8 protein-coding genes are annotated in these 12,755 nt (G+C 37.4%); 3 read left to right on the top strand and 5 right to left on the bottom strand.

Annotated features, from left to right (window positions below; all coding sequences use genetic code 11):
• Positions 1 to 42 precede the first annotated feature (42 nt).
• The 3 genes from B7C41_RS02830 to B7C41_RS02820 all read right to left on the bottom strand — a co-directional run bounded on the left by B7C41_RS02830 (position 43) and on the right by B7C41_RS02820 (position 2,847).
• Positions 43 to 1,218 (bottom strand): cystathionine beta-lyase, encoded by a 1,176-nt coding sequence (locus B7C41_RS02830; RefSeq protein WP_085297235.1) that lies wholly within the window; start codon positions 1,216 to 1,218, stop codon positions 43 to 45.
• 383 nt (positions 1,219 to 1,601) lie between these two features.
• Positions 1,602 to 2,249, bottom strand: coding sequence for a glutathione S-transferase family protein (locus B7C41_RS02825; protein ID WP_085297233.1), 648 nt, complete (start codon positions 2,247 to 2,249; stop codon positions 1,602 to 1,604).
• A 52-nt stretch (positions 2,250 to 2,301) separates the two neighbouring features.
• Complete coding sequence (locus tag B7C41_RS02820) at positions 2,302 to 2,847, bottom strand: cysteine hydrolase family protein (RefSeq protein ID WP_085297231.1); 546 nt, start codon at positions 2,845 to 2,847, stop codon at positions 2,302 to 2,304.
• Positions 2,848 to 3,029: 182 nt separating this feature from the next.
• Here B7C41_RS02820 and B7C41_RS02815 point away from each other — a divergent pair, with 182 nt between their 5' ends.
• On the top strand, positions 3,030 to 3,944 hold the full coding sequence (locus tag B7C41_RS02815) for a GlxA family transcriptional regulator (protein WP_085297230.1): 915 nt from the start codon (positions 3,030 to 3,032) through the stop codon (positions 3,942 to 3,944).
• 204 nt (positions 3,945 to 4,148) lie between these two features.
• On the opposite strand, the gene B7C41_RS02810 is transcribed toward B7C41_RS02815, so the two are convergent.
• The gene (locus tag B7C41_RS02810; protein WP_085297228.1) at positions 4,149 to 6,488 is read right to left on the bottom strand and encodes a CocE/NonD family hydrolase; all 2,340 of its coding nucleotides are present in this window, start codon (positions 6,486 to 6,488) and stop codon (positions 4,149 to 4,151) included.
• Positions 6,489 to 6,677: 189 nt separating this feature from the next.
• Between B7C41_RS02810 and B7C41_RS02805 the strand changes: the two genes are divergently transcribed.
• Both B7C41_RS02805 and B7C41_RS02800 read left to right on the top strand, forming a co-directional pair.
• Positions 6,678 to 8,777, top strand: coding sequence for a winged helix-turn-helix domain-containing protein (locus B7C41_RS02805; protein ID WP_085297227.1), 2,100 nt, complete (start codon positions 6,678 to 6,680; stop codon positions 8,775 to 8,777).
• Positions 8,778 to 9,211: 434 nt separating this feature from the next.
• The gene (locus tag B7C41_RS02800; protein WP_085297226.1) at positions 9,212 to 10,138 is read left to right on the top strand and encodes a hypothetical protein; all 927 of its coding nucleotides are present in this window, start codon (positions 9,212 to 9,214) and stop codon (positions 10,136 to 10,138) included.
• 48 nt (positions 10,139 to 10,186) lie between these two features.
• On the opposite strand, the gene B7C41_RS02795 is transcribed toward B7C41_RS02800, so the two are convergent.
• Positions 10,187 to 12,679, bottom strand: coding sequence for a DNA polymerase II (locus B7C41_RS02795; protein ID WP_085297689.1), 2,493 nt, complete (start codon positions 12,677 to 12,679; stop codon positions 10,187 to 10,189).
• Positions 12,680 to 12,755: the final 76 nt, after the last annotated feature.

Raw genomic sequence — 12,755 nt, 5'->3', positions numbered from 1 at the left:
ATTCGGCGTTTTTCGTTTATTGAATATTAACTCACCACAAGACTAATCTAGTACTTCGTTAAAGCGCTGAAAACCTTGCTCAAGATCGTTAATGAGATCACCTACATTTTCTAAACCAACATGCAAACGTATAAGAGGGAATTGATACGACCACTGCGTTGCCGAGCGCATATTATTAACATTAGCAATACCAAGAATTAAGCTTTCAAAGCCGCCCCATGAATAGCCCATTTTAAAATGATCCATACCATCCAAAAATGCCGTTAACGCCGCGGAATTGCCTCTATTCAAAACAAAAGAGAACAAACCATTTGAACCGGTAAAGTCACGTTCGAAGACTTCATGTCCAGGGCAAGAAGGTAATGCGGGATGAAGGATAGTTTCCACTTCTGGTCGTGTAGACAACCATTGTGCAACTTTCAATGCACTCGTTTGATGTTGCTGTAAACGCACACTCAAGGTTCTGATACCGCGCATGGCTAGATACAAATCATCTGGTGAAGTGCACTGCCCCATAATGTAACTACTTTCTCGTAATTGCGGCCAATATTTTTCTGTTGCTGTTGCAGTACCTAGCATCACATCCGAATGACCAACAATATATTTAGTCGCTGCTTGAATAGAAACATCAACCCCATGATCAAAAGGCTGGAAATTCACGCCTGCTGACCAAGTATTATCTAACATCACAACACAATCATGATTATGTGCTACTTCTGCAATTGCAGGTACATCTTGAACTTCCATGGTAATTGAGCCCGGAGATTCAAGAAAAATCACTCGAGTATTTGACTGAATTAACGCTTCAATACCACGACCAATAAGTGGGTCGTAATAAGTTGTTTCTATGCCTAACTTAGCCAGTATTTTGTCACAATAATCTCGTGTCGGCTCATACGCGGTATCAACCATTAAAATATGATCACCCGTTTTAACAAAAGCTAAAATAGCATTGGTAATAGCGGCAGTGCCTGAAGGATATACTGCACAACCAGCACCGCCTTCTAACTCTGTCATAGCGTCACTAAAGGCAAAAGAAGTTGAGGTGCCACGGCGACCATAAAACAAGACTTGATTGGCTTTATTCGCTGTTGCGTGCTTCATTTCTTTAACAGAATTAAATACCACCGTTGAAGCACGTTCTACAGGAGGGTTTACCACGCCGCGAGTCCACTGGCTTTTACGACCAGCATTAATGATTTTTGTTTCTTTTTTCATTTGCACGCATCCCACAGTCAAAACTTAGTAAAAGGTAAACATATTTACTACAGCTTACATAAATTCACTTTAATTTGGCTATCTAGCCATCCATAATCTTTTATAGCTTGAATCAATACAAGAAGCACGCTTTTTTTTGCCATGACATAGTGTTATTTGATATTACGAGTAATTTATTCAAACTATCTGAAGTTACATATTGAGCGTTAAGCCAGAACATTAGATCAAGACGCAATGCAAAACTAATAATTATTTTCAGCACCAGCTCCGATGCATTCTACTAATATCCCACATCCTTGTGAGAATATAGCAAGTATTTGATGTATCATTTTTCTAGCCTAGCTCTCTTAGAGCAAAGCGATAAAAAGTAAAATAGTTTTAAGTTATTCAGGGATAATTTGCTGATCCATAGCTAAATCTTTAGCGCGATCGCTTTCAATTAACGCTTTAATTTTTGGTCGCGCTAACATTCGCTCACTATAAACGTGCAAATGAGTGTAACTAGAAGCATCAAGTTTTGCATTTTTGACCAAAACAAAAAACCACGTTAGATAAGCATCTGCTGCAGAAAATGTATCGCCTAATAAAAACTCACGATCGGCTAAGTGATTATTAAGTACTGCAAAACGCTCTGGCGCTAAACACCTGACTTTGTTTTTTACCTCATCAGTCGCTTCTGGATAAAACACTACACGAAATATTTGTTTGTGTAGTTCAGTAGCACAAAACCCTAACCATCGAACTAATTGAAAATAATCCTTATCTTCAGGACCTCTATAAAAGCCCTGCTTTGTTGACTGAGATTGCAGCCATAAAAGCACGGTAGCGGTTTCTGTTAATAATTCACCTGCGGGTAAAATCATGGTACTGACTTGCCCTAGCGGATTAATATCAAGTAGCGAACTACCATCTTCAAATAGTTTTGTGCGTAAATTAACATAATTAATGTCTAGTGCTACATCGCCTTCTGCTGCGGCAATGCGAGCAGCTAATGAACAAGTTAAAGGTGCATGCATTAAGGTTGCCGTCATATAATATCCTTACTAAATTAGATAACTTTAGGGTAAAAGTACGTTGTTTTACTTACGAAATATATTGTGCTGTAGTCGTTATGTTTGCATAGGCAAAACCAAGTGCACTTAAATATGCATGATGAACATCTTTTGCAGATACTTCATGACCGTTATGCTCTAACGCTTTTGCCGCACAAGCATCTCCAATAAGTGTAACTGCATAACCAAAGTCAGCTGCAGCACGTGTTGCAGCATCAATACACATATGTGTCATGGCACCGATAATGGTTAATTGTGCAATATTATGATCATCAAGTATTTGCTTGAGATTAGTTTCATGAAATGAGTTAACTTGGTGTTTTAAAACCGTTAACTCTCCTTCAATAGGCGCTAATGTTTGATGAATATTAGCCCCTTCAGAGCCGGCAATGAAAAAAGGTGCATCGTCATTTAAAAACTCATGGCGTACATGAATGATTAAGCTATTATCAGCGCGGTGCTTTAATAAAACTTGCTTAGCATTCGCTGCTGCTTGGTTAATATTATCTAGTGGCCATTTGCCTTGGCTAAAATAGTCATTTTGAAAGTCGATTACGATTAATGCTTGAGTGCTCATGTTTCACCTAGTGGGTTCAAATAAATATGACACAATTATAAGGGTCGAGATAAATTCGACCATTGTCATATATGACATATTTCAGGTAAAATTTGACAAACATTGAAATGACGTAATAATCAATGTCGTCACTTATGGCTTTCTTTCTATGATATTTAGTCACAATAATAAAAGATAATGAAATGCAAAAAACACCTGTCATAGCCATTCTGGCCTATAGCAACGCACAAAAAGCGGCAATATATGGCTTAACTGATTTACTTGAAACCGCCGCTAAGTTTCAATTAGAAGATAAAAATAGACAAGAATTTACAGTTTGTCAGCTTGAAGAGCCTGACGAAGAACAATATTTAGCGATCATTATTCCGCCAAGTTTAGGTCCAGAGCAAAGCCAACAATCTAAAGCTGCGTTAGTAACTTGGTTAACTCAGCAACACCAACAAGGCGCAATTATTTGCTCTGTGTGTGCTGGAGCCTTTTTACTTGCACAGACCGGCTTACTGAATAATAGAGCCGCAACAACCCATTGGGCGCTTAGCGAAAAATTTAGCCAAAGTTTTCCTGCTGTATTATTAGACAGTGATAAGTTGCTAATAGACGAAGGGGATATTATGACCGCCGGTGGTTTAATGGCTTGGGTTGATTTAGGTTTACGATTGGTTGATAGATTTATTAGTACCAGCATAATGCAACAAACAGCACGCTACTTCTTGGTTGATCCTGGGGGTAGAGAGCAACGCTTTTATCGCACATTTTCACCCGCTTTACACCACGGCGATCAAGCAATTTTAGGCATTCAACATTGGTTACAGCAACATAGCAGTACCAAGTTCACCATGGCAAATTTGGCAGAAAAGATTAACTTAACTGAACGAACGTTTTTACGACGATTTTTTAAAGCAACAAAACTAAACCCATCAGAATATCTGCAGTTTCTACGTGTTGGCAAAGCAAGAAGCTTAATGGAGTCGAGCACTTTCTCGGTTGACGAAATTGCCTGGCAAGTAGGCTACCAGGACTCTAGCGCTTTTAGGCGCATTTTCCATAAAACAATGGGTTTAACACCAAGAGAATATCGTAAGCGTTTTATGCCATGAGTCGACTATGGGCACTGTTCAATGAACCCACATATGTATTTGGCACTGCCTTGATGATGTTTAAAATTGAGTTGCCATTGTTAAACCGTTTTTAACGCTTATATATCAAGAAAGCATAAATTCCCATGAAATATGAGTAAAGAAGGTCAGAAGTCTCTGGCCTTCTTATCATCACTTTTACACTTGACTTACGATAGTATGAAATTAACCATGCCAAGGTTTAAGCGGTATATTAATTTGACTATCACTAAACCATTTAACCTCTAACGGTACTCCTGCGTCTGCAACTGTTTCCTCACTGACGTCTTTCCCAGTGCCCATATTAACCTGCGCGCCGGAGTTCTTATTCACGTTTAGTACAATCACCAAACGACTACCCTTTCCGATTAGTTTGGCCGTTACGGTACTATTAATAATCGGCACTGTGGTTTTTTTATTTGGCGTGAGTAACGCTCGCTTACTCATATCATTGGCATAACTGGCACGACTAATATAGCGAGCCAGTTTAAATGTTTCACCATTGGGTTTTAGTTCATAAAACTTAAAGCCAATATCAACATCTTTTTTATTGATTGCCAAAGAAAAATTGCCCGTAATTGCACCGGCTAGCTCTTGTGCTTTATCAAAGGGCTTTGTGGTAAAGATTAAACCATTCGGTTCCTGTAACTTTTGCTTTATTACTTGCCAAGAATATTCATTATGCTGATTTTTTCTATCACTCATATCTACCGTCAGCTTAATGAAGTCTGATGCGTTTTGTTTATTGGTGGTTAGCTGATAATGCTTATCTTCATTTTGTTTATTACCTAAATGATAAGTCACAAACGCTTGATTAAGTGCTGACAACGACGCTTTATGCTGCCAGGTGTTACTGCCCATCAATTGGTAATTAACTCTATCTTTTAATAGCTTAGGTTTTGCTTTTTTGAACAGGACATGATCAAACCATGCAAAGGTGATTTCTTTGGTATCTTTTTCTAGTGCAACTTCGTCTAATTGATAATTGCTATGATGTGAGCGTGGAATGCCTTGTGCGGTGCCATGACCGTACGGACCAATTAATAACGTATGATCAGCATTTTCATTAAATTTTACATGATTAGTTAAAAAATCAATAGCTGAAATTGAAGCGCCAAAATACCCCGTAATGGTTAGTACGGGAATATTTATTTTCTTATAGTCATGTTCATAAGGCACCATTGACTGATAATAATCATCATAACTGGGATGTGACAACCATTTTTGAAACCAGGGGTTAGGTGTGCCTTCAATTTTATCTATATCTTTAAAAGCTCTACCACTTTTAAACAGTTCATTATAAGTGTTTTTCCAATGCTGCCAATCAGCATATACCGAATGATCCATAGTTTTATTGTTAGTAACATGAAATGCCCACTGGTAGTTAGGCGTGATGAAAATATTATTTTCAACCGGTAAACCGGTCATTAAATTGGCCGCTTCATAAGGAACAATAGTTTTTAATGCGGGATGCATATATTTAGCTGCGGCCCACTGAGTGAATCCGAGATAGCTACCGCCATACATAGCTACTCGCCCATCACTCCATGACTGCTTTGAAATCCAATCAATCACAGCAGTCGCGTCTGCCCCGTCATACTCCCAAGGGATAATTTCATCTGTGCTTCGTCCTTTACCACGGGTATTGGCAACAACGCCAATATAACCATGAGAAGCTGCATGCATCGCTTCTTTAATCTCCCACTCTTCATCAGCGTATATTGAAAACTGAAATGCTGTTGGACGTTTTTTTGTGTTACCTTTTTTTCTCACCACAATCGCCGAAATAGTAGCGCCATCAGGCGTTTTAATGAGTACATCCGACATCACCAAATAACGACTATTTTGCTCTGCACTAACCAAAGGTCTCGCTATAGGTAAAACATGCTCATAAACTTTATACAACTGATAATTTGCCAGTAAATTAATTGCTTGTTCAACAGTTAAACTTTCGTGTTTTTTGTAGCTTTTGAATAGTCCAAGCATATAATCTTGTCCCATCGGTAATGACCAACCTAACGTATTGCTAACTTTATGTAGCCGTTCTCCAGTGATCCCTTCAAGCGATTTACTAGCAAAAAACGCTAGCTTTTGTTTAAGTACCTGTTCATCTTGGCCTTGAAATTCAACCTGTGCCTTAGTAAATAAACTGTAATGATAAAAGTTTATGGGATAGTTGTTTTTATTTATTAGCGTTAGCACCTTATCGCTTTGACCGAGCAAAGAGCTGAGCGCAATCTTGTTACTGTCACTTGTTTTAATCGCTGCCTCATAATCAATTTGATTTGCAATAGCTAATAACTGTTGCTTAAGCTTTGTTGATTGCATTAATGTAATTACGTCTTGCTTGTTTTCTACTTTGCTCGTTTTTAGTATTTCTGGTGTACTGTATGTTGCTGACGCTGGCTTTAATTCGACAAACCCTTTTGCTTGTATTTGGCTGAAAAATGGTACAAGTATTAATAGCGATAAGGGTATTAATCTTATTTGCCTGATAGTTTTGCAACCTCGTTGAGTTAATGTCATGTCTTATTTCCCTTAGTATGTGTTCTAACGTTGTTTGGTAAATATCAATTTCTGACTGCAATGGTAAATTTTGTCTGCGGTGATGTAGTGACAACGTAGTGATTTATCGTGACTTTTGATGACTAAACCTTGGGAATATGTTAATTTTTAGCGACTTACTGGGGTTTTATAAGATTTTGTAGAAAAATAATGCATTGGCAAATAGAAGAGTTTGTTTTTAGCGAAAAACAGCAAAACCTCACATCGGCGGAGCATGTTCAACAACTCGAGCCTATGGTTGTGGAGTTGTTAGCTTATTTTTGCCGTAACAATAATCAAATAATCAGTCGTGATCAGTTAATCGAACATGTTTGGGCAGGACGCGTGATCACAGATAACGCTGTTAGTAAGGTGGTAACCAAGCTACGTAAGCATCTTAATGACGATGCCAAAAAGCCAAAATTCATTGCCACTTTTCCTAAGAAAGGCTACAAATTTGTCGCGTCAGCAACTTCTTTTAATAAGCTCGAAATTGCTGAAAACCCTATATCGGCTGATGAAAACACAACTTCTTCAGATTTAAAACAGTGTGAAGTAAACAAGCTAAAAAGTAATAAAAAGCTTATCAATAGAAATATTTTAATCTCCTGTTTACTCTTTCTATTTGTACTTATCACTGCCACTACTTGGCAACTCAGCCATGATGAGCCTGAAACTTTTACCCAAGTTAAAGCATTAACACGTGACTCTGGACGAGAGTCCAAACCACAAGTGTCACCAAACGGGCAATATTTAGCTTATATTGAATTTCGTGATAAAAAAATGCGTCAATGGATCAAAGATTTAAATAGTCAAAACAGTATTGAAGTGAATCATGGCAAGGCTAATAATATCTGGGTAGATTCAGCATCTTGGAATAGTGATGGCAGCAAAATAGTGTATTTAGTCACCAATACAACTTCCTGTCGTTATTTCATTCGTGAATTTAAAGCCATGAAGCTGGGTAAGCCTACGTTGCTACACAATTGTACATCTGGAAGTTACGGTAAAATAGCGTATACCCACGATGATAACAAAGTAGTGTTTAGCGAAAATGAAGGCAGAAATACTGCATTTACCTTATTTGAAATGAACTTAACCACAAGAGTTAAACGCAGGCTAAACCAACCTAAATTATTTCTAGGAGGTAATAGCCAATTCGATCTACACCCAAATCAAAACAAATTATTAATATCATCACCCGATAGGCAAATATGGGAAGGCTTTTACGCGCTTGACTTAGATACTGATGAATTAAAATTACTCTTTAAACAAGACGCTTTTATTTGCTGTGGCCGATGGTCTCATAATGGTGAACGCGTGGTGTTGATGGGAGAGCATCCTGCCAATCAATTAGTGAGCTTTGACTTAACAGGCAACGATAAACGTATTATTTATACCGGTAGCGAACAAGTAAGCGTGCCAGAAAGACATTCCAACGGAAGGGATTATTTATTCCCTATTGTGCTGTTGAACCAAAATGTAAATTATTTTAATTTTGAATCCACAACTTCAACTTTAACGGCTCACAGTTCAGTTGATGACCGCTTAGCAACGTTTGCCCATCACAATAATCAGCTATTGGCCTATATCAGCTTAAGTTCTGGAACAGAGGAAGTATGGTTAACGGATACTGAAGGCAAGCATCAGAAAAAGCTCACCAGCTTTAACGACAGTCGTCATTATATTGATTTACTTTGGTCATACAATGGTGACAACTTGTTAGGCGTAACCCTCAATGAAATTCATTTGATTAGCAAGAAAGCAGGTCATGCTCAAACGCTTAAAATACCACAAGTAGAAATTCGTGGTGTCTCTTGGAAAAACGATCATACGGTGTCTTATAGTATTAAAAGCAATAGTCGCTGGCATGTTCAATATTATGATATTGAAACACACCAAGTAAAAGATGAATTAGGTGATTGGCAATATATTCGCTATAGCCAACAAAAAAGCGACATTATTTGGCAAAATAAAGGCAATAAATTATATTATGGCTCGGTGCCGATAGAAATTATTGATGGTCAATTATTACAAGCGGACCTAATGAATGGCCGAACATTTAATCTTAAAAAATCGCAATCGAAATGGGCATGGACAAGCCGAATTAATGATAAATATCAATTGATGTTAAAAAATAGTGTCGACCTAAAGGCTACAGAAATTGCAAAGTCAGATAGTTTCCATTTCGATATATCGAATCATGGAGTGCTGTTTCAAACGCAAGAATTTTTAGCCGCTGATATTTATCAAACTGTGAGTAGTCATTAAATTTGGCAATATACTTGCTAGTCATTGATAAACCTAATAATTTCCACTGTGTATCTCATGAACATGGACTTCATCAGTATTCATAATTTTGCATATTGGATGCAGTCCTTTAAAGTAGTGCCTTAAAATCATTAGCAACATATTAAGGGTACATAGCCTTAATATGTTGCTAATGATTGTCGACTGACATGTTTCCTACTGTAGGCTTTTCTTCTAACTCGTTTATAACAAACTTATACAAAGCTCATGTTTAACAACTACATTCTGAGCATAGAATAAATGTCTTGTTATTTTACATATCGTGTATTCTTATCTTGTTTTTTTTGTTAATTTAACCTATTCCATTGATTATAATGACTTTATTTTTATGGGAATAGTTCTTGCATTTTGTAATAAGAAATCTATTCTTGAATACGTTAAAATGAGGTGTTTTCATGTTAAGAAGATCTTTTGTTACTTTCTTACTATATACTTTTTCTTCAATTAGCTACGCTAGTGTTATTACGGCCCCTCAAGCATGTAATATTGAAAATGCCCAATTAACTTCAATAACTTCAGTATTAGATACCGATAATCCTAAAGCTGAATTGTTAAGCTCTCAGCATAGTGCTACCGGTTGTGCTGGTGTGTTTTATGGTGCAAACGATGACCCATTATCATCTCCTTTTCTTAATATAGGTCAATTGGGTGATGGATTATTAAATGGGGGTAATGATTTTTTAACCGGTATGGAGTTCATTGAAACAAGTGATTTACAAGATGTTGATGGTATAGATGGTAAAAACGATCCAGGTTGGATTAGACTAGCTCATTTTGATGCTGAAGATAGCGATAATAGTGCTTCAGGGATAACCTATGATACAGCGGGCCCTATAGCCAATAATCTAGAATATCCAGAACTAGTATTAGACATTGGCGATCTTCTAACATTGGGGTTAACTTGTAGTAATGGCGGTTTAGGTGATTGTAAGCAATTAAGTTGGACATTAGCTACTAATGCTTTGATTATACCTACAGTTCAGCAACTATTAGGAAATGCAACATTCGATCATCTAGCTTTTTCAGTGAAAGCCGGCAATAGATTCGCTGTTTATGATTTCAATTTTAATGATATTTTTCAAGATGAGCCTTTGTTAAACTTCCAAACTCCTTATATTTTAAGTGGCTCTATATCCACTAATGATTTTATTAATAGCTATGACAAAAAAACTGGTAACCCCAAAAGTTTTGCTGGAATTTCACATTTAAATGTATGGGCGAGAGATCCTGCCAACAATTCAGTTCAAGTTACAGAACCCTCATCTTTTGCAATACTATTATTAGGGATGATTGCTTTCACATCTCGACGGTTTATAAAATAGGTCATTCACAAAATCAATTAGTTAAGCCTAAGGTATTATACATTAGGCTTAACTAAACAATCCCATTTGCTTACTAGTAATAGAGTCAAAGTCTTTACCAATAAAAGGTAATATATCGTTCGCTATAGGTTTGAGTTGCTTTTCAACATAAAAATCATAATCTAATGTACTTTCGCTAAATTCTAGCGGTTGAACGCCATCAAGTGTTATGACATAACGAATGGTTCTTCTATGCTCGTATTTTGGCGCTAACCCACTTTCTTTCAGCTTATTATTAGCAATTAAGGCGGCTCTAATATGCGGAGGTGTATTTACGTAGTCGGCAAGTTTGCGCCTAATTTTTTTCTGATAAATTAACTTGGTGTCATATAAACCTGCTTTTAGTTCGTTCACAACTTTAACAATGTACTCATCAATCGGCTGATCATTAAAAATCAGTCGGTATAGCTCTTGTTGAAAATCTTTACTAATCTCTGTCCAATCACTTCGCACCGTTTCTAAGCCTTTAAATGTCAGCTTATCACCGACAAGGCCGGCGTATCGCTTCTTAGTGCCAATACTTTTTATTCCTCTACTAATTTCTTGACCACGCACCGTTGGCATTAAAAATTTACTAAAGTGTGTTTCAAATTCGATTTCAAGTTCGCTAACAATATCAAACTGCTCTTTAAGCGTACTTTGCCATTTATTATTAATAAAATCCTGCAAGGTTTTGCCCAAGGCTTTACTCGACGCTATTGTTTGATCATCGCCAATATGGACAAATATTGAATCGGTATCGCCATAAATGACTTGATAGCCTTTTGCTTCAATCCACATTGAAGTGGTTTTTAAAATGCTATGGCTACGCTTAGTAATTGAACCTGACAAACGAGGATCAAAAAATCGACAGCCTGTTGAGCCTAAAATGCCATAAAAGGAATTCATAATAATTTTAATTGCTTGCGACAAAGCCGCATTGTTATCTTTTTTCGCTTTGTCGCGCTCTTTCCACAGCTCAGTGATGATATTAGGTAAAAAATGTTGCTCTCTTGAAAAATAAGCGCCATCAAAGCCTTCTATCGCAGTTTCTGGAAACTTTAAGCCTTCAATCAACCCCATAGGGTCAATATTGAAACAACGAATAATACTGGGATATAGGCTTTTAAAGTCTAATACCAAAACATTGTTGTAAAGGCCTGGCGTCGAGTCCATGACAAAGCCACCAGGAGACTCAAAACCTTGGTCGCCATCGCCCATATTCGGCGCCACATAGCCACTGCGATGCAACTTAGGCAAGTATAAATTATTAAAAGCTGCCACTGAGCCGCCGACTCTATCAATGGCTAAGCCAGTAAGTTGTGCTCTTAACATCGCAAATTCGAGTAATTGTGTATGTTCAAAAATCAATGAAACTAAACGGCAATCTTCAAGGTTATATATGGCGAGTGCAGTTTTATTGTGATGAAAGTTGTCAGTTATTTCCTGCACTCTATTTTCAACGTCAGAGACTTTTTTGCCTAAGCCTAATAAGGTATTGGCGACATTATCAAGCGAAAAGCTCGGAAAACTGTAAGTGGCTGATTTTAATAAATCGATACCATCAAGCACCACACGGCCATTAATTTCAATAAATAGCTGTTCACTGGCCTTATTTTTTCGCCAATGTGGTGATTTGCCATCTCGGCCGATCGAAAATTCAATCCCATGTAAATCATAACGCTTTTGCAGTAAGTTAAAATCAAAGTTGATAACATTCCAACCAATTACAATATCGGGGTCATGTTGTCTAAACCAATTTAACAAGCTCAGCAGTAATTCTTGCTCGTTTGCTTGCCAAATTATTTCTATCTCTGCACCAACACCCTTTTGGGCTTTTTGCTCACGTGCGACTTCTTCAGCACTGGCAATCATTAACACTTGTTGGCAAGTGTTGCTATATAAGCCAAGAGAGTACAAATCGCCAGACATTGAACATTCTATATCTAGCGAAACGACGTTGAGTTTAATATCATTTTGCTGTGCTTTATCAATACGCTTGCATTTAACTTGTTCAAAACGTTGATAACCTACTTCAGCTTGTTGGTGTTTCGTTTCAATTGATGAATGCTTTGCTGCAACACTGTTGCCGGTGAACATCAGATCAGCAGTAATAAAACGTTCCATTAAAAATCGCTCATCGGGACGAAAGTCATCTTCGTAGCACTTTATACCATTACTTTTCAGCGCCTCCCTTGCCTGATAAAACTCTCGCAAAGTTGAAAAATAGACGGCAGTAACCGCTACTTGGTTGAACGCCTTAAGCGAAACCGGTTTTATCTCCGCTGCTTCTAACTTTTGATTAGAAAGAATAGCTTCAATTTTATCAACTGCCGGATTCTCTACAAAAAGCACCACACGTTCATGATTAACAATAAGTTCTACAGGACCATTTGGTGTTTTTAGCCACAAAGTTATTTCCAATTTATTACCGCGATCGCGAACGGAACGCGTAAGAATAAATCCACGAAAGGAATTAGCGACACTTGTTTTTTCGGCGACAACTTGTGAAGAAATTTGCATTAAACGACTAATACCCGATGGATTAATTAGTATAATTAAACCTAACAAACTGTTAATATATACAGCAGTGTAAATC

The sequence above is a fragment of the Cognaticolwellia mytili genome, from assembly GCF_002104475.1.
GTDB lineage: Bacteria > Pseudomonadota > Gammaproteobacteria > Enterobacterales > Alteromonadaceae > Cognaticolwellia > Cognaticolwellia mytili.
The sequence above is the reverse complement of the archived record's forward strand: the minus strand, read 5'-3'. Positions and strand labels throughout refer to the sequence as shown.